We start from the raw sequence: 23,667 nt of genomic DNA, 5'->3' as shown, positions 1-23,667 counted from the left end.
ATTATTTTTTTATTTTATATATTTTTTCAATTCGCAATTTTTTAAATTCTTAATTCCGGTTGTCACTAATTCTGCATTTAAGATCGCTCCTGCTTCGTTGGTATGAGTATGGTCTTTTGGAAAGAAAGCCTTTACTTTTTCCTGTCCCATTTTTTGATATTTTTCTATGATCATTCCATTCAAATCAATAAAGTAAGCTCCTGTTTGTTTTGCCACCTCTTGCGCCCAAATTCCGTATTGATCTTTTCCTATTTTTCCGTTTTTATCAAATTCATTTCTTGGAATTGGAGAAACGATAATAGGAACTGCTCCTTTTGCTTTAGCTTCATTTGCATATTTTCTCATGTAATGACCGTAAGTATAGACGGTTTCATTCACTTTTCGAATTGGGTTATAGATATCTTTTGTCTCTTCTCCGATACCTTTAATTGTACCTCTAGCTCTCAAAGTATCTGCCAGTTCACCACCATCATTGTGCCCGAATTGCATTAAAACATAATCCCCTTTTTTAATCGTTTTCATAATCGAATCCCAACGGCCTTCTGTAAGAAATGTTCGACTGCTTCTGCCACCTTTTGCATGATTCTGAATTTCAATTTTATCTGTATTTAAATATAAATTCATAAAACTTCCCCAACCCCAAAGTGAATCAGAACCTTTTCCTGAACCGTTTTGTACAGTGGAATCACCAATAATATAAAGAACCGGTTTATCTTGAAATTTTTGAAATGAAACTCCTAAAAATACAACCAATACAACAAACGGAATAACAATTTTGATTTTCATAAAATTTATTTTTTGGGATTTACTGTATAAATATTTGGTTTTGGAACTTCTTTAACCGATTCATCCAAATAATAATCCGTATGCGGAGGCTGATTGTAGCCTACATTTTGCCAGACAATACTTAAACGATATTGCGGATTGTGCATCAAAGTATACAAACGGTGCTTCGTAGGAATTGTTGAACTGAAAATACGAAGTTCCTGATTATCTGATGTTCTATAAATTACTTCTTCTCTCCAATCTCCAAACAAATCTGCCACTAAAGAAGGATTTTTCTTCGTTCCGTTGTTTGATTCACACTGAAAATCTTTAGCATCAAATATTAAGTTTGATTTTTCATTTTTCCAGTCCCATTTTGACACGGAAGTTCCGTCTAAAATTTCACTTAAAAAATCTCCGTCCCAATAGATTCCCATATTAACTGACGGATTTTTTTCACTGATTTTATTTCCTTTTGCATCATAAAGACCTTTAACTCCCGCTCCGGCAGCCCAACATTCCGAACCTTCATGACGAGGATCAATATTTAAAGACAATCCTCTTCCAGGACCCTGGAATTTACTTTTTTCACTGTACACTAAAGAAGGTAATTTCCATAAAATCTTTCCTGTTTTTCCATCTCGGAAGTGTGCACCAGCATTGTCGAACCTTTCCTGAATATCAAAAATTTCCAATCCGGGATTTGAAGGATCAAGATCTCCAACATGCAGAGCATCGCCATGACCATTTCCTGTGCTATTCAATACTTTTCCGTTGTCGTCAACAGTCATGGCACCAAAGATTATTTCATCTTTTCCGTCGTTGTCAACATCTGCAATGCTCAAATTGTGGTTTCCCTGTCCGCGGAATTTTTTATTTTCTTCTGAACTTTCCGTATCAAAAAGCCATCGCAGACTGAGTTTTTTATCTTTATAATCCCAGGCTGCGATTGCCGTTCTGGTGTAATATCCTCTCGACATTACAAAACTCGGATGTTTACCGTCTAAGTAAGCAACTGCACCAAGAAACCGGTCTATACGATTTCCTTTTGCATCACCCCAGGTTTCAGTCATTTGTTCATCAGTCGGATTTAAACTCCCTGCAAATCTTGGAACCTGATAATTAACTGTATTAATTTCCTCGCCTGTTTCTCCATTAAAAACCGTCAGATATTCCGGTCCGGAAAGGATAAATCCGTTTTCATTTACATAATTTTTTGTTTTATCTCCTATGAATTTCCCTTTAGCATCTTTGCTTCCGTCTGCGGTTTTCATGACGATTTCTGCTTTACCATCTTGATCTAGATCGTAGACCAGAAACTGTGTATAATGCGCTCCCTCTCTTATGTTTTTCCCTAAATTAATTTCCCATAAGAACGTTCCATTTAGTTTATAAGCCTGAATAATCGGCTCGTCAGTAATACCTTTCTGACTGTTATCTTTTGATCTTCCGGTCTGATGAAGGATGATTTCATATTCGCCATCGCCGTCAAGATCTGCAACAGAAATATCATTTGGGGTATATCCGACAGGTGTTTTCAAAGGAATTGAAAAATAAGGTTTTTGAGAAGCTAAATATTTCGCAGAATCATCATCTATCGTTTCATCCTGAGTGTTAGATTTCACAAAATAGGTGTAATTCTTTGTTTTGTCTGCCGTTTTGTCGAGAAAATTGGTTTCATTGAGTAATGGTTTTTCATTAAGCTTTTTGGTCTGATTATTTTCTGTGCGATACAAATCAAACTGCGTATTCTGAGCTTCTGTTCCGAGCAAACGCCAACTCACAAAAACACCAGACTCTGCGGGTATGGCTACGATTCCTCTTTTCAAATACTCCATTTGTCTTTGGGCAAAAATTGTTTGCGAAAGAAAAATAGCGGATGTAATGAAGATATATTTGATTTTCATAAATCTTGTTTTAATAAGTTTTGGCTAAAGCCGAATTTGAAACGTCATTTCTTAAACGGGCTTTAGCCCGTTCCTATTGATGTAATCCTTGTTAAAGTTTAAAATCTTGACAAGGATTTTTCCGTTGAATCTCTCGCAGCCCGACTTGAACGGAAATCCTTTTTGTGGAACGAAGTATAACAAAAAGATTGAGAGTCCTTCGACATGCTCAGGATAAATTCAGGCTGATTAAGAGCTGCCCCAAATATTTATCATACAAATTCAATCGATTGCACAGATTCAATTATTGATACTATTTGCTTTGTTTTAATAACCATTTCACCCATTCTTCGGTTCCCTGGAAATTGGTAAAATCTGCCGTTAATTTTTTGCCGTCGATATATTCATTATAGCACCACGGATCTCCCAACGCGAAAACGGTTCCTTTTCCTAATTTTGCAATCGCTGCAATATTTTTACCTTCTGCAGACAAAATAGCTTTTGCAGGCGATTTTACGTCTATAGAACTCACTTCTTTCATATATAATTTTTGCTCAGAGAAAACTTCGTTTCCTGCAGGAACCATTACTTTTCCCTGTTCAAATTCTCTTCCCTGAACTCTGTTATAACTGTCATCATTGAAATGAATTCCAAATTCTCCCGCCAATTGGTTGAAATGTTCAAATTCCGAATTGCCGTGATCGTTGCTCAACAAAACCAAAATACCACCTTTTTTCACCCAGCTTACCAGATTTTTAATGCTTTTGGAATCGATTAAATTTGCCTTTCCTCCGAATGCTTCTTTGTCAATATCCGGATCTACGATGATGTAGATATTAGCAGTTTTAAGATCTTTTTTGGAAGGAGCGGTTTTTAGAGTAGTTATTTCTGCACCCTGCTTTGTGAAGATATCTCCCAGCAAAGAAAATCCGCCATTTGTTTTGTCTTCCCAGGTATAATGAGTTGATTTTAATTCTCCGGTTTCTTTATCTTTTTGCTTTTCGTTGTTGAAAAAGTTATCCAACACAACTTTCTTTTGAGAATAGGAAAAGCCAAATGTCAACAGGCAAGTTCCCAATGCGATTGATTTTATACTATTTTTTATCATATTTTTTATTTTAATATTTAATTGAAACCTGTTTTATTTCTTAATCATTATTTAAACGCAAAGTTCGCAAAGATTTTTTGACTACTAACTGCTTTTAAGTTACACAAAGGCGTTTCACTTAACAAAAAAAACAAAGTTTTTTAATTTAATAATTTAGATAATTATACAATTTATTTTGTCCAATATAGTGGAATTATTTGAATCTGCCCATCCAAACCTGAAGGCTGAACTTTCCAATTGGAAGCATCAAAAGCCTTATAATCAATATTTACAAAATTGATCTCATTATAATTTCGCCACGTAATTTTATTCTGATCCATATATCGAATTCTATTCGCCATTAAATTACAAACTTCTATTTGAATGGTATTTTTACCTTTTTTCAGGTATTTTCCAATGTTAATTTCAAAAGGAATGCTCCAGACAATTCCTGCATCCTGACCGTTGACAATTACTTTTGCACTTTCGTACAGTTTATCAAATTTTAAAAGATAATCGTCTGCATTTTTTTTCTTTACATTTAAAGTCGTGGTGTAAACGCCTGTTCCTGAAAAACTTTGCGTTGCAGGATCATCATAAAAGTTGGTCCAAGGTTCTAATTTCTTTAAATTTCTGGATTTTGGAAGCTCGGGACCGCCTTCTTTGAAACTTAATTGCCAAGCTTGATCTAAAATTATTGGAGATTCTGTTTTTTCGAGATATTTCCATTTTGAGATGGAGGAATCAACAGTTTCAGAATTTTTTAGAATTAAAGATTCTCCGGATTTCAGCTGAATTCGGACAGAATTATTTTGCATTTCCGCAACTCCAAAATCTCCGTTTTCAGGATTCATTATCGTCGTTTGTTTTCCTGTATAATTAATAGGAATAAATTGATTGATTTCCTTTGAAGTATGATTGACAATATAGTAATATTTTCCGCCGTCAAACTCTCTTCTCACAAATTTCAATCCTGTGTCCGTCAATTTTTCTCTTTGTATTTTTAAATATTCCAATCCTTTTTCTACATCAGAACTTAAAACAATCTTTCCTTTTCCAAAGCTTGCAATTTTTACATTTTCGCCTTGATTCTGAAACGGAATTTGCTTCCATAAAGATTTTAATTGATTTCTTCTTTTCTCCACTTCAAAATTTCCGGGAATATCTTTTGGTTCGTTTTGAAAAATAATTGAAGCACCATTTTGGGCTAGTTTCAGAATATCACTCAATGTAGTTTCCGGCAAATACGTCAATCCCGGAATGATTAAAACCTGATAGGAAGATCCTTCTTTTGCAGTCTGAATTTTCTGATTTTCCGACTTCGATTCACTAATCATTTTGTCTGAAATCATATCAAGTGAATAACCCATTTTGTTTAGTTTATTCAAATTCTCATACATCGGAGTTGGTTGCAACCATTTTTCAACGTTATGAACTTTAAAGGCAATATCTTTTCCTTTTGGAGTTGACCACTGGTCGTAAATCGGCCAATACATCAACAGTTCATTATCAGATTTTCCACTTTGCAAAACACTTTGAGTGCGCGCAATATAAGAATTTAATCCACTTAAATGTGGCCACAAACTATTTTCCGGAACAAAATTAACCGAAGCATAAAACAACCATCCCGGAAAAGGAACATCGGCAGGTGTATAAGTCGTGCCATGATAAAAAACGTGATTGATTCCCGATAAAAATACCTGTTCAACTTCCGGTTTTGCTTGTGACCAAGAGGTTTTAAAGTGCTCAGTCAGCCAAGTAAAAGTCTCGTTTGATGTTAGTTTTTTGCCTGTCACATTCGCTGCTGACGAAGCAAATTTTAACATATTAAAATCAGGTATATCAGCTTTTTGAATATCTGCGCTGTCTCTTCTCAACCCTGGGATTTCAAAAATAGAACTTCCGAAAGTTTCAGATTCCGGAATGTCGACTGCAGCGTATAAATCGAGTAAATTACCGGGTGAACCGTGCGCCTGATTGGTATTTTTTGAGTTTTTGGAATGTGCCCAGTTCGTGAAATCCTTTGCGAAATTGTTTAAAATCAATTCACTTAACGTTTCACGATAATCGGATTTTATTCTTGTTGTAATTTCATTATCCTCATCACTCGCCAAATATTTGATATACGGACTTAGATCATATCCTCTCTTTTTTTTAAATTCATTTTTAAAATCAGGCGTCCAGTCGGCATTGTAAACTTCGTAACTGTCATTAAAAAAAGAACGCACCCCATAATTGGAATTTCCAAAAGCCTTATCGAAAGTTTTAAGATAATTTACCGTTGCAACAGGCGAAAAATGGTCTAATGTATATCCTTCACCGCCGGGAGCTGCACGTTTTACTTTTTGCAAAGTTTTACCAACAAAAACTGCATAGATCGTCCATTTCCCAGAATCTGGTTTCCAGTTGAGAGATCCGTCGTTTGTAATTTTATCGTTTAAAACAACTGCTTCATTTTTTTCATTGTAAGCGGTTACGATATCTAGTTTTATCGTTTTTAAATTCTTTTGCTTTTCATCTTTAAGAACAATTTTATCTGAAAATTTTTCGCCTGATGAAATTGTATAGGTCTGAACAATCATTTTTGTAGCAGCATCTTCTTCACTTACCTGCGGACCACCGATTGGCCAACCTGTTCCGACCGCCATATCAACTCCCATATTTAAGCTTTTTGCTTTGTTTGTGGTGAACTGAAGCATTTTCATCCATTCAGGGGAGAGATAATTGATATATTGATTTTCGAATCTTTTTGCTCCGTAAATTGGAACTATTTCAACGCCTCCAAAACCTGCTTGATTAAGTGTTGTCAACTGTTTATCCAATCCTTTTTCATCAACAGCATTTCCCATCCACCACCAACGCGTCCACGGTTTTGCAGTTTCGGTAGTTTTTGGCCACGGATTTTGTGCGGAAAGGTTTCCGAAGGCAAAACAGATTAGACTGAGACTGACTATATTTTTAATTTTCATTTTTGATCGATGTTTTAGATCGTATTTCATATGATGTTGTTCATATTTTTCACCGGGTTCAAATGATTATTTACATTTTTCACCGGGTTTTCCCCGATGCTATTCATATTGAACCACTTCGTGGTTCTTTAAACTTTATGTTTAAACGCCAATCTTTAATTTCCATCAGGTTTTAAAGATTCCATAAAGATACTTTCAGGCCAATGAAATTTTTCGACTGCATCTGGTTTTTTGGGATCAAAACCTTTATAATTTTTTGAAACAAATTTACTCAAAGGCAATTTTTGATCTACAATACTTTTTACCACACATTTCGCCAATTCATAAGCGCCATATGTATTAAAATGAGTGTCATCCGCTAAAACATTCGGTTGATTGGAATAAGAATTTGCAGGATAATAGACAAATGCTTTTTTAGAATTTTCCGGTCCCATCGCTTCGAACAGCGTTTTACTCATGGTATTTAAATCAATTAAATATACATTTTCTTCTTTTGCAATTTCACGCATTGCGGCAGGAAAATCATCCAAAGTATTGACAATTTTATTATTTTTATCAAAAACATGACGGTTCATAGAAGTTACCAAAACCGGAATTGCTCCCAATTGTTTTGCTTTATTAATCCATTCTTTTAATCTTTTTCTATAACCGGATTTGTTGCTATTTCCAGATTTTTGATCGTTATGTCCAAACTGGATGAACAGATAATCTCCGGGCTTTATTGTATTCCAAATTTTATCAATTCGGTGGCGGTCTTCAAAGGCTTTCAACGTTTCGCCGCTTTCTGCATAATTGGCAATCACGACTTCCTTAGGAACAAAAAAATACGGCAACATCTGTCCCCAGGAAGCCCAAGGCTCGTACTGCGCATCTACAACCGTAGAATCTCCTGTGATATAAATCGTTTTGGCTGTTTTATTGGGTTGAATGATTACTGCGCAAACTTTTGGAGCTTTATTATTAAATTCGATGGTCAACAGATTATCCCAATGCAGATATTTTGTTTCTCTCGGTTTTAATTTTACAATACCTATCTGAGCTCCGCTTTGATTACGAATGATGCTGTCTTTAACGTGAACGGTAATTGATTTTTCGACAATCTCGTTCTCTTTTGTTTTTACATCATCCAGCATCAGACGGCGATTTTCTACACGAACTGTCGTTTCGGAAGTTCCTTTACTATCGCCTAACGTTAATTTTATGTCATAATTTCCTTCAGGAATCGCTACCGAAAAATAGAAAGGTTTGTCGCTGGTGATATAATCTCCTGTCAACGCATTTCCTCCATTGTCAACGGATTTTAAGTTGGAAATATCCATAAATCCGTAACCAATTTCTTTATCAAATTTTGAAGTTGAAGTGATTTGAATAAATCCTTTTTCCGTTCTGTTTCCGCCAAAATCAAACTTGAAAGTCGTTTGTTGAGCAAACATCAACGAACTTAAAAAAAACATTAAAAATCCTATCCTTTTCATAATTAATCCGTTAAAATGTTTTCTTTCGGCATTGTAAACTGTTTATTTTCATCTCCCAAATCCGGCAATCCGAAATAGAAATAAAGCGTTCTTTTGAAAGTTCCGTTGAGATGATTCAGTTCACTTTCCGGTCCTAAAGATTCAGTTTTATCATTAATGTTAAACGCTAAAACAGTTCCCAAAGACGGTATTGCATCTAAAAATGAAATATTTCCGCTCGGCAATTTCGGATAACCTTCTGCTCCGTAAATTCCATAAAAATCAAAGAGCCTTACAAACATCTTTTCTTCTTTTGTTCCGATCGTGATTTTCCCTTCTGCGGCATCTAGTTGCAACCACGAAACATCATCAAAATATCCTTTAAATTCAGGATAAATCCAAGGTGAAAAACCAGTTCGTGTTGAATTTTTCAAATTCTGCCAAACATTATAAGTCTGTCCCTGAGTACGGTTTTTCCAGACGTGATAAGGGCCTTTGCCCAGCCATTTTGCGCTGATGACATAATTTTCAGGATAATCAAAACTTACACCTGCAAACGGATAATCGCCCGAAAGTACATATTCGTAATTTAACTCTAAAATTCCGTCAGGATTCAGCTTCCAGATTATTTTATTTCCGTTTTTATAGGATACTTCAATGACTTGATTTTTTTCTTCCGCAAAAGATTTTATGGATGATAATTCTACTTTTCCATTCACGAAAACCGGTCCGTTTCGGAAGGTCATTTTTTTGCCTTTTTTATCGATAATGACTGATTTTAATAATCCGTCTTTTTTACCGATTGAAAATTCTTTTTCATCAGATTTTAAAATAAATAATGAATCATTTTCCGCAACAGAAACTGGAATTGTTTTGGTTAACGCTTTCTGAAACTGTTTTGAAATTTCATTATTAGACGAAATTTTCCAAGTCCAGGTATAAATTTCTTTACCGAAAGGATCGGTTACCGTTAATAATAAAGCTTCACTTTCTTTCCAATTTGAAGGAAGATTGAGTTTTATATTTCCTTTTTCTGTCGGTTTAATATCTGACGATTCTGCTTTTCCTTTTTGCAAAACATCAAATCCTGATTCTGAGGAAAATGGTGTTTTAAATTTTATTAATTTCCATTCAAACTGACATTCATTTAAATTCGTAAAATGATATCGATTTTCTACACTCATCATTCCATCAAAATCGTTTGAAATTGTTTTCAAATCAATTTTTACCGGACTGTAAATTTCGCGGATCGCATAAAAACTTCCTTCTTTTTCACGATGTGGACCCACCACTCCATCCGGAGCATTGATCGCATTTACATCAATCTGATTATTGAAATCGGTTCTCACCAAACCTTCATCTGCAAACGCCCAAATAAAACCTCCGGCGCCTTTTTTGGAATTCCAGTGCAGTTCCCAATAATCGGCTAGAGAAGTTCCGCCACCGCCGTCATCCTGCGCGTGCAAAAATTCGGTCGGCATATAGATATTTTCTCCTTCAAGGATTTTTTGTGTGCTGTAATAATCTTCGTAATGGTTGCAATCGATCCCATTGAAAGCGTTTCCCGGCTTGTGATGCGCGTGAATGACTGGGCGATTTGACAGATCATATTTTGCAAATTCATTGTCCAAATCAAAGTTATGTCCGCCTTCGTTTCCATTGCTCCAAAAAATGATCGAGGGATGATTAGCATCTCTTGTAACCATTTCTTTCACGAGTTTTTTCCCGACTTCCGTGCTGTATTTTTTTTGCCAGCCCGCCAATTCATCCAAAACATACAATCCTAAAGAATCGCAAATTTTTAAAAATGATTTATTGGGCGGATAGTGCGAACAGCGAACGGCATTCATATTCATTTCTTTGATGAGCCGAACGTCCATTAAATCGATGTTTTTACTGACGGCTCGACCAGTTTCCGGCCACCAAACGTGTCGGTTGATGCCTTTCATCTTGATTTTGGTTCCGTTGATGTAAATTCCGTCGCCTTTTCGGATTTCAATGGTTCGGAAACCGAATTTTTCTTCAGTTTCGTAGATGTTGTTTTTATTTTTATGTAAACTGAATTTTGCTTTGTATAAATTCGGAGTTTCTGCCGTCCAAAGTTTGGGATTTTTAACGGAAAACCGGATTTGTTTTAAAGTATCTCCTTTTTCAATTTTAACTTGAGATTCACCAATCAGAATATTTTTAGCGTCAAATAATTCTACTTTTAAATTATTGACTGATTCAATTCCTTTTAAATGAATATTGCAACGAAAAGTTCCGTCTGCTTTTGCATCAATTGATATCGACGATATATTTTCTTTTGGAGTTGCTTCGAGATAAACCGGTCTGAAAATTCCTCCTAAAATCCAGTAATCGGCTAAACGTTCTGCATTATTTACAGATTTGTCGGCTGACATTTTAGAAACTTTGACTTCGAGAATATTTTCTTTTCCGAAATTTAATTTATCTGAAATATCATATTTAAATTCATAAAAAGCACCTTGATGAATTGCTCCGGCAGGCTTTCCATTAATTTTCACTTCGGTATCAGTCATTGAGCCTTCAAAAACGATGTTGACCGATTTTCCTTTCCATGAATTTGGAACCTGAAATTTGTATTTATAGACTCCTATTTCATCATTAAACTTAAAATTTTTGCCGTACGTCACATAATCTCTGCCATAATTGTACGAACCAAATCCCTGCTGTTCCCATTGAGAAGGAACCTGAATTCTATCCCAATTTCCGGATTTCCGACCTCCATTGATCCAAAAATCCCATTCTTTTGTATGCTCAGAATCTGTCCCGCTCAGGAATTGAATTTCCTTAGATTGAGAATGCAGCAATTGGAAGCACAAACATAACAGAAAGAATATTTTGGAAGAATAATTCATTATTTTTTGCCTTCGTCGGAATCGTCTTTTTTATCGTATGATTGACCTAAAGAAGCTACTTTGGTAACGTTTACATTCGTTTTCTTTACATTTTCAATAGCATTTAAGTTCTGCTCTTCAGGCTTTAAAGCTTTGATTGTCAGATTTTCTAAAGTAAAATCTTTCAACTCGTACAAGTCTGATTTTTCAATATCGAAAGCCGTCTCACAACTGATGTTGATATTTTTTAAAACAATATTATTTGCTAATCTCCTTTTTGGCGCTTCTTCTCCTTTCAAATCAAAAAACTGGCTCCAGCCTTTTACAAATAAGAAAGTTTTTACGTTTCCTTTGATATTGTCAAGCGTGATGTATTCGTAATGTTGAGGCGTATCCGGTCTCATTTTTAAATGCAACAATCTCGAAGCATCTTTCACTGTCGAATTTCTGAAGATAATATTGTAGTTGTGAATCGATTCGCTTCCGCAAGTCAATGCAGAATGGCAGAATCCGAAAGTGTTGTTTTCAATGATGATGTTTCTGTTTTCACCATTATTTGGGTCTTTATCGGCTTTTGGACCTTTTCCGCCCTTCAATGCAATGGCATCGTCGTTTACTGATAAATAACAGTTTTTAACTAAGAAATTAGAACACGCATCAATATCAATTGCATCTGTACTTGGTGCTTTTACAGGCTCTTTTGGAGCTAAAATTGTTAAATTTAATAATTTTACGAATTGACTTTTATAATAATGAGTGCTCCAGAAAGGTGAGTTTTTTACGGTAATATCTTCAATCTGAACGTTTTTAGAATTTGAAATATAGATGATACGAGGTCTCATTTCATCCATATTGGTACATTTAGGATTCCATTCGCGTCTTTTCCAGAATGATTTCCAGAAGCGTAAACCATTTCCGTTCAATGTTCCTTTTCCTGAAATCGTAAAGCCATCCAATCCGTCAGCGTTTACCAATGCCGGAAAGTATTTTACTGTTTGTCCTTCCATTCTTGTTGTCACGACCGGAAAATCATTAATATCATCGCTTCCTTTTAAAACTGCTCCTTTTTCTAAATGTAAATGCGTTCCCTGCTTAAAAAAAACAGAACTTATCAGGAAAGTTCCTTTTGGTACGATGATAACTCCGCCTCCATTTTTAGCAGCGTTATCAATGATCGCCTGAACTTGTTTTGTTTGGAGAACCGTGCTGTCATTTTTAACACCAAAATCCGTCAGAATATATTTTTTCCCTAATTTGTTGACGTCTGTCGGTTTGTTATCTCTAAACCATTGCGGAATAGCTGTTCCATCCGGAAATTTATCCTGACTTTTCACCACTGATGAAAAGAAAAAAAGCATAAAAACAGATAATAGGAATTTTGATATATTTTGAAATGTCATAATTATTTTTAGCAAATCCTGAATTATTTTAATTAAACTAATTAACAAAAATAAAAGTATACATTTTGAGTGCTTGCAGTATCCTGCTCTTTCATGTGAAGTAAATTTCTGAAAAATTTTAATCTTAGGAGAATATTCAGACAAAACAAAAAAACATAATAAAAAAACTCAATCAGCAGTAATTGAGGTTTTATAATTGATTATATTTATTTTATAGTACAGACAACCTAGCTTTAACGATGTCTTCATAAACCTGTTTATCTTTTTCGGTACGAGCCAAAATTCTGATTCCTGAATAATTATTAAAGATAAATCTTGCTAAAGCTCTGGCGTCCATTTTTTCCAAAAATTTGTCCCAAATCCTGACCTTTCTGAACTGCATTTGTAAAAACGTCCTCCATAGTCTGATCGTTATTCTGTACAATCTTTGCAATTTCTGGATCATGCATCGCAAGTTCAATAGAAGAATTAACCATAAAACATCCTTTTGTGATTCGATCTTCCAAACTTTCGAGAAGAGCCAATTTTGAATTGGCATCTGTGAGATGACCTTCAAACCTTATTTATTTTTACTCTTCTGTAAGCTTTGAAATTACCAAGAATATAGACAGAGCATTATTTTTTACACAGTAGAGGAAATCAAAACCAGCTTTTAATATTCGGCAAACTGCTCATCTTTATAACACCAAAGCCAGCGTTCCCCACGTTCAGCTGAAATAGCAACAAAATGTTCTTTTTCATGGGCATGTTTGGTCATATGCTGATTAGGTGAAGAATCGCAGCAAAGAGTTTCCCCACAGGTTTGACAAGTACGAAGATGTACCCATTGGCTGCCTGTTTTAATACATTCTGAACATTCATGCTTTAAAGGAAGTTTTAATTCTTTAATTGCTTCCAGATGTTCGCATATTCTATTGTCTTCTGTCATATTTATTTAAAAAAATGATAATTATTTAATTTTCTGCAAGGTATTTGTGTACAAAAGAAATAGCCATAGAACCTTCACCTACCGCTGAAGCGACACGGTTCATAGCACCGGAACGAACATCTCCGGCAGCAAAAATTCCCGGAAGGCTTGTTTCCAGTAAAAACGGATCTCTCTTTAGTTTCCAGTTTTTTGTAAATTCCGGATAGGCTGTCAAATCTCTGCCAGTTTCGATAAAGCCTTTTTCATCTCTTCGTACCGCAACACCAAGCCAGTCTGTAAAAGGTTTTGCACCAATAAAAATATATAAAGCTGCTGCATCTCCAACGGTTGTTTTACCTGTTGGTACATGTTCGATAATAAGGTTTTCTAAATGAGTATCTCCTTTGGCTTCCCGGATTTCGGTATCGGTCAGAACTTCAATATTAGGTAAATCGGCAATTTGCTGAATAAGATAAGAAGACATTGTATATGATAAGCTGTCTTTGCGTATTACGATATAAACTTTATCCGCAAATTTTGAAAGATACACAGCCGATTGCCCTGCAGAGTTTCCGCCGCCTACAATGTAAACGCTTTTATTCTTGCATGCTGAAGCTTCAGTAATTGCAGCTCCATAATAGATTCCCGCACCTGTAAAATCCTCAATACCTTTTTTATCGAGTTTCCTGTAATCAACTCCGGTTGTAATGATAATCGAGCGGCAGTTAATTTCCTGTCCGTCTCCTAATTTAAGTATTTTATAGTTTTCAACTTCTTTAATATCGACCACTTCTTTCGGTGATAAAAACTCTGCCCCTAAACGACGGGCTTGGCTAATGGCACGTCGTGTCAAATCTGCACCAGTCAGCCCTGATGGAAAGCCAAGATAATTTTCAATCCTTGAACTTGTACCTGCCTGTCCGCCGGGAGCTTTTCGCTCTACTACCAATGTTCTTAATCCTTCAGAAGCACCATATACAGCTGCAGCCAATCCTGCCGGTCCTGCTCCGATAATAACCACGTCGTAAATTTCAGCAGTAATTTCAGGGTTTGTTCCTATATTTTCCGCCAGCATAGCAACATCAGGTTGTTTCAATATAGAACCGTCTTCAAGGAATACAACAGGTAGATTTTCTTTTGTAAGTTTATTAAGATCCAGAAGGTTTTGAGCTTCAGGATTTTTTTCTACATCAAGCCATAAATAAGGGATAAGATTTGCCGCGAGATAATCTTTTATGTTATGCGAAAATGGTGAATATTGATAACCTATAACACGTAAACCCTTAAAATCAGGCTTATAATTACTTTGCCAGTCTGCCAGTAAATCATCAATTACGGGATATAATTTTTCTTCTGCAGGATCCCACGGCTTCATCAGGTAATAATCCAACTGAATTTTATTAATGGCATTAATTGCAGCTTCAGTATCAGAGTAAGCGGTAAGTAAAACTCGTTTTGCTTCCGGATATATTTTTATTGCTTCTTCCAAAAACTCCACGCCTTCCATTTCCGGCATACGCTGGTCGCAGATAAACATTGCTATTGCACGTGCTTCATTTTTAAGTTCTGTAATTCTTTCAAGTGCTTCCTTTGCTGAGGTTGTGCTGATAATTTTATATTGGCTGGTATATTTTACTTTAAGATCTCTTGCGATGGCATTTAACACCTGCTGATCGTCATCTATTGAGAAAATAATAGGTTTTTCCATGTTTTTTGTTTAAATATTATTGGAAGTAATGGCGCTATTGATGGGAATACATATTATAAAAGTTGTATTACCCGGGATTGATTCTACTTTTATGGAACCTTTATGTTTCAGTATAATTCTCTGAACGGTTTCCAGTCCCATTCCTGTACCTTTACCGACTTCTTTAGTTGTGAAAAAGGGGTCGAATATCTTAGATTTTATATTTTCAGGAATTCCTGGCCCATCATCATTAATTGTTACTTTTACAAACTCCCGATCTCTTTCTGTGGTAATGATAATTTTTCCTTTTTTATTGATTTCCATACTGTCTAGAGCATTGTCAATAAGATTTGTCCATACCTGGTTGAGCTGACCTGTATATGCGATCACCAACGGAAGGGTTTCATCATATCTTTCATCCAGTACTATATTTCCTTTGCGCAATTTGTGCCCAAGAATACTCAAGGTATTTCTGATACCGTCATGAATATTGGATGCCATTTTTTCTGATCCCCGATCCATATGTGTATAGATTTTGATCGATTTTATCAGTTCGGCAATCCTTCCTGAAGACATCTGTATATCCTGTATCATTTTTTCGGTCACCAAAATATTGAGAAGCCAGTTAAAAATCGGAGATCTGGCGTGTTCCGGGATCAAATTTTCAAATATTTTTAGGTTATCAAAAGTAAAATTAAAATCAACAAAAATTTCAGCTATTTCTTCTGCATTATTTATATTTCGTTCATCAAGCCAATCGGTAATAGCTTCTTCTTTTTTAGATTTCTCTTTAAGACTTAATACCGGTTTATCAGTCACAGCTAAAATTTTCAGCAATTCTTCGCTGATACCATCTACCTGAAAAGCTTCTAAATGCAGGGACGTAAGTTCTTTAAAAGCGGCGGGTTCTAAACGCAAATGCTGACGAAGAGAGAGAGAATCACTTACCAATGCGGCAGCCGGATTATTAATTTCATGAGCCAAACCTGCAGCTAATTTTCCCAGAGCAGCCATTTTATCGTTTTGCTGCTGAAGAGCTGTAAATTCACGAATCCTGTTATTCATGATATGCACCAACGCCTGAGTGAGCTCAAAATGATCCCGAATCATCGTGTTGATTTCATCTGTATTAAAAGACATTATTTTGACAGATCCAATTGCCCTGATGTTTACTCCTGCAATTATACCTCGCGAATAAGGAAGATAACCAAAAATATTACCTTTGGAAAGCACTGAAATTTCCCGATTTTCATTACCTTGTTTAATGAAAAGAGAAATGCGACCTTCGAGAATAAAATTAGGTCCGTCTATTTTATTTCCTTCTTCAGTAATAAACTCTCCATCAGCATAATCTATTATTTTGCTATGTTCTTCCAACCAGTTCAACTGCTCTTCAGGCACTGCAATTAATGCATCAAATTGTTGTAGAACTTCTGTATTTTGTCCCATATTATATTTTAATAATAGATGTTTGGTGCAACATTATTTAGTTATAAAGATAAGAAAATCGACAGTTATAAAAGTAAAAAATAAAAATCATCGAAATTTGACAGATCATGATTATAGAAAAAATCGCCCTGTTTGAAGGACGATTTGTTATGTTGAAGTTTGGTTTTTTGAACACTTTAACTTCTGCTATTAGTAGAAATAGTTTCCAAATCATTTAATCATCATATCATAATATTTTATTGCATCGTGTTTTAAAGGATTTGTACTCCAATCTGCCCATTCTCCGGTATAGGGATTATAACCACATTTTAAAGGTTTTGAGAGATCTATCCCTTCTTCATTAAATTGATCTCGATCTGTATACGCTCTGCAATCTGTACATAGATAGCGGAATTCACAATCTTTGCAAACACTTATCTTGTCTTTAGTAAGATCCCATAATTTCCTAAAACTTTTATTACTCACCACCTGAAGCAAATTTTCTTTGTCAATGTTTCCATAAAATTGCTGCATGGATGGGCAGTTTTTTATATTGCCATCATTATCTATTGATATTTTTTTGTGCAAACAAGAATTGTGAGATATATTCTCTACAATCTGGTCTGTACCCCTTATAAATAAATTACTTAAAGATATTTTACCACAATTTTTATTATCAAGATTTTCTTTCAGATAATACAGTCTTTGATCCTTCATCATATCTTCATTCTTAACATTTTCATCAGCAGGGCTGTTAAAAACACATATACTCTTAATAAATGGAAATTCTCTCAGAATATCTAAATAATGCTCATCTCTAATCTCCGGCGAATTTAAGCTAAGTATATTGATACTTTTAAGACTATTGAACTGAATTGTTGAAAAAATATTTTCCAGCATTTCCTTCTCAAGACAAAAATGAATTCGAAATTCGTAAAACTTACAACCCAGATCGTCAAGCTTTTGGATACGAGTACTGTATTTATCATAAGATTTTGGAGAGTAAAACTCCAATATGGCATTATTGATATGTTCAGGACTTTCAAAAGTTCGTTCGATATCCGGAAACATTTCGGGACTGGATGTCATCATTCCCAAGTCTTGATCAAGAATAAACTGTATAAATGATTCAAAATTTTCATCATTATATTTTAACCGAAGCTCTGCAACCGGATATTTTTTTAAATCCTTAATAAGATACAAAAAGCTTTTCGGAAGCTCAAAAACTTTATTTCTTGAGGTATCTACGAGGATCATTTTAACGGCTCCTTTAGAAATAATGACATCACTGTAGATCATTAAAAAATCACTGTTATTCATGCTCTTCCAATTTAGAAAAATCAACAATTGTCGAAATCAATTTATCGTTCGCATGATAATTCTGACTGCCTCTATATTTTGTACTGTAATAAGTATATATTGACTGCTCATTCATCGTCAGTTTATTGTACATTATATAATTTAAGAAAAAATGAATATTAGTTCTCCTTTTATTTTTTAATTTTTTAATTTTTATGTTCATTCCTTTTGTGTATTTTAATTAATTCTTCTGCCATAATTTTTTCAAGATTATAATTGCATGGTGATGAAGTCATAGAAAACTGACCAACAGGATTTATCTCTAAAAAAATATAATTATCGTCTTCATCAACAATCAAATCCACAGAACCTGTATTTAAATTCAATACCTCAAATAATTTTATTAATTTCTTTTCTATATCATCCGGTAACTTAAATCTTATATTTCTGTTCGGCACTTCACGATCGTATTTTCTGTAATCGACCAAAGTTCTAGAATTTTTTTGGGAAAGGATCGCCATTGAATAAAATGATCCGTTTAAAAAGAAAGACCGAATTTCGAACTTCTTTTTTATCTGTAGCTGAAAAAGAGAAGGTGCAAATTCATTTTTATCTAAAAGATCCTTTTTCTCCACTTTTTCTGTATAAGTATAATAAGCATATTTCTTACTAAAATAGTATAATCCGTCACTAAGAGCCTTTGTAATAACATTATCTTCCTTGATAAGGGATTTTAAAGCTTCTGTGTTATTTAAAACAAATGTTTCCGGAATATGTAATCCTAGTGACTGGGCTAAGTTCAAAACATTTAATTTATTTAGTTTTGAATTAAAATAACTTCCGATATTCTTCCCTTTCTCAAACTCTCTCTGAAGGAAAACGGCGAGATCATAATACTCACTATCCATAATTTTATTAAGCCTGAAACTGCTGTCTTTCAAAATTTCGTTGTCGTTAAAATGCAGTTCATTTCTTAAAGTTTGAATAAAGCCTCCTCTACGATACCAAACAGCTTTCACATCTTTCGAATTTACTAAAGTTTCACCGTTAATTTCAACAACAGCCTCATTAGTGTTAAGATGCAGGGATTTTAAAACACACTTATCTTCTTTATTTATTCTAATAAATTTATATCCTAATCTTTCAATCCATTCACAGACCTTTAAGGTACTGTAATCGTCTTTCATACTAAATATTACTATCATGGTATTGGTTTAAATTATAGAAGAGGAAGCTGGCTTCCTCTTCTAATATTGCAGTAATAGAATAATTACTTTTATGTAGCCTGCAATTGGGTTATTCAATTTATGCTACTATTATCTTTATTTAACCTAAAGATGTTTCCGGCTTTATAGTACTATCTCCTGAGTCAGAGTCACTTCCTCCGTTATCTGTGTCAGAATCACTATCGGCACCACTACTGGTTGTTTGAGCTGTGCCACAATTGGAATCTCCGCCCTTTACAAGGGATAATGATTTGATATTTAAAAGTTTAAATTCAAACTTTTCTGTTATTTTTTTCATGGTTTATTATTTTAGTGATATAATATTTAAAATTATCCGATAGAAGTGTCCGGTGGTTGAAGACCTCCTGAATCAGAATCACTGCCTCCGTCTTCTGTATCAGAGTCAGTATCTGCACCGCTACTGGTTGTTTGTGCTGTTCCACAATTGGAATCTCCGCCCTTTACAAGGGATAATGATTTGATATTTAAAAGTTTAAATTCAAACTTTTCTGTTATTTTTTTCATGGTTTATTATTTTAGTGATATAATATTTAAAATTATCCGATAGAAGTGTCCGGTGGTTGAAGACCTCCTGAATCAGAATCACTGCCTCCGTCTTCTGTATCAGAGTCAGTATCTGCACCGCTACTGGTTGTTTGTGCTGTTCCACAATTGGAATCTCCGCCTTTGATAATAGACAACGACTTGATGTCTAATGCCTTGAACTCAAATTTTTCTAATTTTCTTTTCATAGTCTTGAAATTTAATTAATTTTTTTTAACCTAAAGATGGATCCGGATCTAAAGTACTTCCTCCAGAATCAGAATCGCTCCCGCCGCTGTCTGAATCTGTGTCGCTATCAGCTCCGCTACTCTTTGTTTCAGCTGTCCCACAATTGGAATCTCCCCCTTTGATAATAGACAATGACTTGATGTCTAATGCCTTGAATTCAAATTTTTCTAATTTTCTTTTCATAGTCTTGAAATTTAATTAATATTATATGATATAACTAATATGTTATTTATATGACACTGCCTTATCCAGCTCAACAGGATTATAGTTTTTCTTAATCTTTTCTCTTATGCTTTTACGCATGACATCAAGCTGTTCATTATTCTGAATTTTCTGATTGTTAATCATAACAGTACCTCCATTTATTATTGTAGATTTATATCCTGCTACAGGATCACCATAATTATCTAATAATAATTTTTGGTATTGTGACAGATTGATCTCAATAGGGTTTTTACCATATCTTGTTTCCAGAAAAAATGAGGTATCATAATTTTCTTTGATAACTTGGGATTTTAACAAATTATAGATATAATTACCTTTAGTATCCTGTATATTGACAATCAATCCCGGTAATCCTCTAAATTTGTAAGGTCCTTCATTAAATGGTATACTAGTAGTGAACCATGCAGTCCAGTTTCTTCCTCCAAACGAAGCAGTAGCTTTCTGTACTACAAGACCTGATACTGTTTTTGTTTCCTGTAATATTTTCCAATTAATTGGTTCATCGGATTTCAGAACAAAATAATCAAAATTAAAAGTAAAATACTGTTTATTATTATAAGAATTTAAATCCCTAGTAATCATCTGCTTAGTTAATGACGAGGTTTGGATATTTGATCCGGTATTTTTATTGATTGAATCATATTTTACAAAGTTATAATCATAAAATCTAACTTTTTTATCGGTAATATCAAGCACCATATTTTCTTTTTTTAAAGAATTTGATGTTGAATCTGCCTTATATTCCAATTCATATATAAATCTGTAGGTTTGGGCAAATGTTTTTAGGCTAAAAAATAAAATTATAAATAGTAAAATTTCCTTTTTCATATGAATGGTTAATAGTATTGCATCGTTTATAAATTAATGCTATTAATATTTCTCAATAAAGTGATAAATGTAATTATTTTTTTTTATTTCTCCAAAAAAACATTCAGGATTATTTAAAATTTATGATTATTCTGAGAAAACAATACGGGATTATTACTAAATATGAGTCAGAGATAAGAATGCGAAAAGAACTAAGTATTAGGAAAGAATCAATAATGTATTTATTTTAATCTTTCAGACATATCTTCGAAGATCTTTTTACAAAAAAATTCAATAAAAATCTACCATTTCTCAAGACATTAATTCACTCCAATTTCAACTATATGAAAAAGTCTTTTTATTTTAAATTAACTCTAATAGAAAAGTAAAGCTAATATGATTGTATCGTAAAATGTAAATAATAAGTTATAATAATTAAATATCACAGACATTCGTAGAATTTGGATCTATCTATGAATTAAATTAATCAAAATGTAAAAGCTCTCCGGTTAAAAAACTATTCCCATGGTTGTTTTGGTTTACCGACTCCAATAAATTTCTGTTTTCCAATTAATAATTCAAAAAACAATCTGAAGTCCGAAATTAGCGACCATAAAGGATATTTAAAAGTGGCAGGTTTGTTCTTTTCAATAACAGCATGGCTAAACCATGCAAAACCATAGCCGAAAATGGGAATGTACCACAAAAATCTTTCTTTTCCTGAACTGATAACATATCCGATCACGAAAAATACAAGTAATGTTCCTATAAAATGAAAAATTCTGGTGCCTGTTCTACTGTGTTCTGTAAGGTAAAACTGATAAAATTCTTTGAAGGTTTTTATTCTTTCAGACATGGCGTTTTAATTTAAGTTTAAGAAATCTAAAGCAATAAATCAGCCAATTTTTAAGAAAATGCAGAAAAGCAAAAAGGCAAAACTGTGATTCACAATTTTGCCTTTTATTATATTTTATCTGTAATCTTTTGAAATTAAGCTTTCCTAAGTTTACTGTGTTTTTTACCGTAAGAAAAATAGAAAATTAATCCTAAAACCAGCCAAATCCCAAACCAAGACCAATTTTCTGTACTCATTCCTGTTAAAAGATAACAACAGGAAATCAAACCTAAAAGTGGAATTAAAGATAAGTTTTTCAGGAATGCCAAAAATGAAATCACCAAACAAACTAAGAAAAAAGTAATGAGTGGAATATTCAATACGACATCTTTAAACATATCTGAAAAATAAGTTGGAAAAAGGTAATTTACCAAAACCAAACTCAGGATAAACCCTATTGGAAAAATGTATTTTGAATTAATATAAGGAATCTTAAATTTCCCTTTTCTTTCTGCCATTTCTTCCTCACTTTGTGGCGAAAGCATCAAAACACCTCCGCAAACAAGAACGAACGCAAACAGAGTTCCGATACTCGTAAAATCTAAAATTAAATTTTCGTCTGTAAAAAAGATAGGAAGCCCCACCACAACACCGGTAAGAATGGTCGCAAAAGCAGGCGTTTTATATTTAGGATGAATTTCAGCTAATTTTTTTGGCATTAAGCCATCTCTACTCATTGTCATCCAGATTCTAGGCTGCCCCATCTGGAAAACCAATAAAACACTTGTCATCGCTACAACCGCAGATATTGATACAATGAAAAGCATCCACTTTACTCCTTTTATTGCAAATATTTCTGCTAAAGGATCTGAAACACCTAGGTCTTTATAAGAAACCATACCGGTAAGAACCAAAGCCAGAATAATGTAAACAACAGTACAGATTACCAAAGAATAAATCATCCCTCGAGGTAAATCTTTTTGAGGATTTTTTGCTTCTTCTGCTAAAGTAGAAACGGCATCGAAACCAATATAAGCATAGAAAACTGCAGAAACTCCTGCCATTACTCCACCAAAACCATTAGGTAAAAACGGCGTCCAGTTATCAATATCAACATAGGCAAACCCTACGATAATTACAAGAAGAATTACAGCTAATTTTATGTATACCATTAAGTTACTGAAATTTTTAGATTCTTTTGTTCCTCTGTAAACCAAATAGGTAATTAATACATTAATTAATAAAGCGGGTAAATCAAATATTACTTTTAAACCTCCTAAAAGCGGTGGATTTTTCCATGCTAAAAAGCCTTCCGCATTTTGGAGTGTTGTTATCTTTTTTTGAAGAATCGTTGTAATGTTTTGTCCTTCTTTCAGATGTCCTTTCACTTCATTAGAAGTTAAATAACTTTCTAAAGGAGAATTGTGTATAAGATTTGCTTTATTCGACAAATAATCATTTATACTTTGAATAAAAGCCGTATTATCATTAAAAATAGAATGCGCAGATTTATAATTAATAGTGAGCCACTCCGGCAAATGAACTCCAAATGTTTCTAATAAATTGGTAAAATAACCACTCCACGAAAAGGCAATATAAATGTTTCCGATGGAATATTCCATAATTAAAGCCCAACCAATGATCCACGCAAAAATTTCCCCAAAAGAAACATAAGCATAAGTATAAGCACTTCCTGAAACCGGAACCCGTGATGCAAATTCTGCATAACACATTGCTGTAAATCCGCATGCAACGGCACAAATAGCATATAAGAAAATAACACCGGGACCACCAGAAAAACAAGCATTACCAATCGCACTGAAAATACCACCCCCGATAATTGCGGCAATACCAAAAAAAGTTAAATCTTTTACGCTTAAAACTTTGTTCAAAGAATGGTTTTCGCCATCACCTCCCTCCAAAATTGTAGCATTCAATGGTTTCCTCCTAAAAAGTTGATTCATTCAATTCTATATTTGATTTCGAAAAAAGCAAATGTAATTATTTCTATGAAATAATTTTTATTTTCTTAAGGTTTCTTA

General features: G+C 34.0%; 21 protein-coding genes. All 21 read right to left on the bottom strand.

What is annotated here, in order from left to right; genetic code table 11:
- Nucleotides 1-9: 9 nt before the first annotated feature.
- The 21 genes from ABD745_RS06690 to ABD745_RS06590 all read right to left on the bottom strand — a co-directional run bounded on the left by ABD745_RS06690 (nucleotide 10) and on the right by ABD745_RS06590 (nucleotide 23,589).
- The gene (locus tag ABD745_RS06690; protein WP_344827036.1) at nucleotides 10-786 is read right to left on the bottom strand and encodes a rhamnogalacturonan acetylesterase; all 777 of its coding nucleotides are present in this window, start codon (nucleotides 784-786) and stop codon (nucleotides 10-12) included.
- Between the two features lie 5 nt (nucleotides 787-791).
- Nucleotides 792-2,672, bottom strand: coding sequence for a rhamnogalacturonan lyase (locus ABD745_RS06685; protein ID WP_344827033.1), 1,881 nt, complete (start codon nucleotides 2,670-2,672; stop codon nucleotides 792-794).
- Between the two features lie 292 nt (nucleotides 2,673-2,964).
- Complete coding sequence (locus ABD745_RS06680) at nucleotides 2,965-3,759, bottom strand: hypothetical protein (protein WP_344827031.1); 795 nt, start codon at nucleotides 3,757-3,759, stop codon at nucleotides 2,965-2,967.
- Between the two features lie 170 nt (nucleotides 3,760-3,929).
- Nucleotides 3,930-6,707 (bottom strand): glycosyl hydrolase, encoded by a 2,778-nt coding sequence (locus ABD745_RS06675; protein ID WP_344827028.1) that lies wholly within the window; start codon nucleotides 6,705-6,707, stop codon nucleotides 3,930-3,932.
- Nucleotides 6,708-6,862: 155 nt separating this feature from the next.
- Nucleotides 6,863-8,182: a rhamnogalacturonan acetylesterase gene (locus ABD745_RS06670; RefSeq protein WP_344827027.1), complete on the bottom strand. Its 1,320-nt coding sequence runs from the start codon at nucleotides 8,180-8,182 to the stop codon at nucleotides 6,863-6,865.
- Nucleotides 8,183-8,184: 2 nt separating this feature from the next.
- Complete coding sequence (locus ABD745_RS06665) at nucleotides 8,185-11,040, bottom strand: glycoside hydrolase family 2 protein (RefSeq protein ID WP_344827024.1); 2,856 nt, start codon at nucleotides 11,038-11,040, stop codon at nucleotides 8,185-8,187.
- The gene (locus tag ABD745_RS06660; protein ID WP_344827021.1) at nucleotides 11,040-12,419 is read right to left on the bottom strand and encodes a rhamnogalacturonidase; all 1,380 of its coding nucleotides are present in this window, start codon (nucleotides 12,417-12,419) and stop codon (nucleotides 11,040-11,042) included. The genes ABD745_RS06665 and ABD745_RS06660 overlap by 1 nt, the downstream gene beginning before the upstream one ends.
- Before the next feature lie 302 nt (nucleotides 12,420-12,721).
- Nucleotides 12,722-12,895 carry a hypothetical protein gene (locus ABD745_RS06655; RefSeq protein ID WP_344827018.1) on the bottom strand — a complete coding sequence of 58 codons (174 nt, stop codon included), beginning with the start codon at nucleotides 12,893-12,895 and terminating at the stop codon, nucleotides 12,722-12,724.
- Between the two features lie 176 nt (nucleotides 12,896-13,071).
- Nucleotides 13,072-13,347 carry a UBP-type zinc finger domain-containing protein gene (locus ABD745_RS06650; protein ID WP_344827015.1) on the bottom strand — a complete coding sequence of 92 codons (276 nt, stop codon included), beginning with the start codon at nucleotides 13,345-13,347 and terminating at the stop codon, nucleotides 13,072-13,074.
- A gap of 25 nt (nucleotides 13,348-13,372) precedes the next feature.
- On the bottom strand, nucleotides 13,373-15,034 hold the full coding sequence (locus ABD745_RS06645; RefSeq protein ID WP_344827012.1) for an FAD-dependent oxidoreductase: 1,662 nt from the start codon (nucleotides 15,032-15,034) through the stop codon (nucleotides 13,373-13,375).
- Between the two features lie 9 nt (nucleotides 15,035-15,043).
- Nucleotides 15,044-16,462, bottom strand: a complete 1,419-nt coding sequence (locus ABD745_RS06640; RefSeq protein ID WP_344827009.1) for a sensor histidine kinase — start codon at nucleotides 16,460-16,462, stop codon at nucleotides 15,044-15,046.
- A 210-nt stretch (nucleotides 16,463-16,672) separates the two neighbouring features.
- On the bottom strand, nucleotides 16,673-17,761 hold the full coding sequence (gene gwsS / locus ABD745_RS06635) for a grasp-with-spasm system SPASM domain peptide maturase (protein WP_344827006.1): 1,089 nt from the start codon (nucleotides 17,759-17,761) through the stop codon (nucleotides 16,673-16,675).
- Complete coding sequence (locus tag ABD745_RS06630; protein WP_344827005.1) at nucleotides 17,754-17,894, bottom strand: hypothetical protein; 141 nt, start codon at nucleotides 17,892-17,894, stop codon at nucleotides 17,754-17,756. Before ABD745_RS06630 ends, gwsS begins: the two co-directional genes overlap by 8 nt.
- Before the next feature lie 52 nt (nucleotides 17,895-17,946).
- On the bottom strand, nucleotides 17,947-18,945 hold the full coding sequence (gwsG, locus tag ABD745_RS06625) for a grasp-with-spasm system ATP-grasp peptide maturase (protein WP_344827002.1): 999 nt from the start codon (nucleotides 18,943-18,945) through the stop codon (nucleotides 17,947-17,949).
- A 121-nt stretch (nucleotides 18,946-19,066) separates the two neighbouring features.
- A complete protein-coding gene (locus ABD745_RS06620) occupies nucleotides 19,067-19,264 on the bottom strand; it encodes a hypothetical protein (RefSeq protein WP_344826999.1) in 198 nt (65 codons plus the stop codon).
- 32 nt (nucleotides 19,265-19,296) lie between these two features.
- A complete protein-coding gene (locus ABD745_RS06615; protein WP_344826996.1) occupies nucleotides 19,297-19,491 on the bottom strand; it encodes a hypothetical protein in 195 nt (64 codons plus the stop codon).
- 32 nt (nucleotides 19,492-19,523) lie between these two features.
- Entirely contained in the window at nucleotides 19,524-19,718 is a 195-nt protein-coding gene (locus tag ABD745_RS06610; protein WP_344826993.1) for a hypothetical protein, read from the bottom strand.
- 25 nt (nucleotides 19,719-19,743) lie between these two features.
- Nucleotides 19,744-19,941, bottom strand: coding sequence for a hypothetical protein (locus tag ABD745_RS06605; RefSeq protein WP_344826990.1), 198 nt, complete (start codon nucleotides 19,939-19,941; stop codon nucleotides 19,744-19,746).
- Nucleotides 19,942-19,983: 42 nt separating this feature from the next.
- Complete coding sequence (locus ABD745_RS06600; RefSeq protein ID WP_344826987.1) at nucleotides 19,984-20,811, bottom strand: GLPGLI family protein; 828 nt, start codon at nucleotides 20,809-20,811, stop codon at nucleotides 19,984-19,986.
- A 496-nt stretch (nucleotides 20,812-21,307) separates the two neighbouring features.
- Entirely contained in the window at nucleotides 21,308-21,646 is a 339-nt protein-coding gene (locus ABD745_RS06595; RefSeq protein WP_344826984.1) for an Mpo1-like protein, read from the bottom strand.
- 134 nt (nucleotides 21,647-21,780) lie between these two features.
- Nucleotides 21,781-23,589, bottom strand: a complete 1,809-nt coding sequence (locus ABD745_RS06590) for an amino acid permease (RefSeq protein ID WP_344826981.1) — start codon at nucleotides 23,587-23,589, stop codon at nucleotides 21,781-21,783.
- Nucleotides 23,590-23,667: the final 78 nt, after the last annotated feature.

It is taken from the genome of Chryseobacterium ginsenosidimutans (genome assembly GCF_039536845.1).
In the GTDB taxonomy this organism is placed as follows: Bacteria; Bacteroidota; Bacteroidia; order Flavobacteriales; family Weeksellaceae; genus Chryseobacterium; species Chryseobacterium ginsenosidimutans_B.
Note: the sequence above shows the minus strand (reverse complement) of the source record. Positions and strands in the feature narration are given on the sequence as shown.

Coding starts and splice junctions, on each gene's coding strand:
- ABD745_RS06615 (WP_344826996.1), bottom strand. CDS start 19,491: ATGAAAAAAATAACAGAAAAGTTTGAATTTAAACTTTTAAATATCAAA.
- ABD745_RS06650 (WP_344827015.1), bottom strand. CDS start 13,347: ATGACAGAAGACAATAGAATATGCGAACATCTGGAAGCAATTAAAGAA.
- ABD745_RS06640 (WP_344827009.1), bottom strand. CDS start 16,462: ATGGGACAAAATACAGAAGTTCTACAACAATTTGATGCATTAATTGCA.
- ABD745_RS06675 (WP_344827028.1), bottom strand. CDS start 6,707: ATGAAAATTAAAAATATAGTCAGTCTCAGTCTAATCTGTTTTGCCTTC.
- ABD745_RS06620 (WP_344826999.1), bottom strand. CDS start 19,264: ATGAAAAAAATAACAGAAAAGTTTGAATTTAAACTTTTAAATATCAAA.
- ABD745_RS06665 (WP_344827024.1), bottom strand. CDS start 11,040: ATGAATTATTCTTCCAAAATATTCTTTCTGTTATGTTTGTGCTTCCAA.
- ABD745_RS06610 (WP_344826993.1), bottom strand. CDS start 19,718: ATGAAAAGAAAATTAGAAAAATTTGAGTTCAAGGCATTAGACATCAAG.
- ABD745_RS06690 (WP_344827036.1), bottom strand. CDS start 786: ATGAAAATCAAAATTGTTATTCCGTTTGTTGTATTGGTTGTATTTTTA.
- ABD745_RS06630 (WP_344827005.1), bottom strand. CDS start 17,894: ATGTACAATAAACTGACGATGAATGAGCAGTCAATATATACTTATTAC.
- ABD745_RS06645 (WP_344827012.1), bottom strand. CDS start 15,034: ATGGAAAAACCTATTATTTTCTCAATAGATGACGATCAGCAGGTGTTA.
- ABD745_RS06655 (WP_344827018.1), bottom strand. CDS start 12,895: ATGGTTAATTCTTCTATTGAACTTGCGATGCATGATCCAGAAATTGCA.
- ABD745_RS06680 (WP_344827031.1), bottom strand. CDS start 3,759: ATGATAAAAAATAGTATAAAATCAATCGCATTGGGAACTTGCCTGTTG.
- ABD745_RS06605 (WP_344826990.1), bottom strand. CDS start 19,941: ATGAAAAGAAAATTAGAAAAATTTGAATTCAAGGCATTAGACATCAAG.
- ABD745_RS06670 (WP_344827027.1), bottom strand. CDS start 8,182: ATGAAAAGGATAGGATTTTTAATGTTTTTTTTAAGTTCGTTGATGTTT.
- gwsS (WP_344827006.1), bottom strand. CDS start 17,761: ATGAATAACAGTGATTTTTTAATGATCTACAGTGATGTCATTATTTCT.
- ABD745_RS06595 (WP_344826984.1), bottom strand. CDS start 21,646: ATGTCTGAAAGAATAAAAACCTTCAAAGAATTTTATCAGTTTTACCTT.
- gwsG (WP_344827002.1), bottom strand. CDS start 18,945: ATGATAGTAATATTTAGTATGAAAGACGATTACAGTACCTTAAAGGTC.
- ABD745_RS06685 (WP_344827033.1), bottom strand. CDS start 2,672: ATGAAAATCAAATATATCTTCATTACATCCGCTATTTTTCTTTCGCAA.
- ABD745_RS06590 (WP_344826981.1), bottom strand. CDS start 23,589: ATGAATCAACTTTTTAGGAGGAAACCATTGAATGCTACAATTTTGGAG.
- ABD745_RS06660 (WP_344827021.1), bottom strand. CDS start 12,419: ATGACATTTCAAAATATATCAAAATTCCTATTATCTGTTTTTATGCTT.
- ABD745_RS06600 (WP_344826987.1), bottom strand. CDS start 20,811: ATGAAAAAGGAAATTTTACTATTTATAATTTTATTTTTTAGCCTAAAA.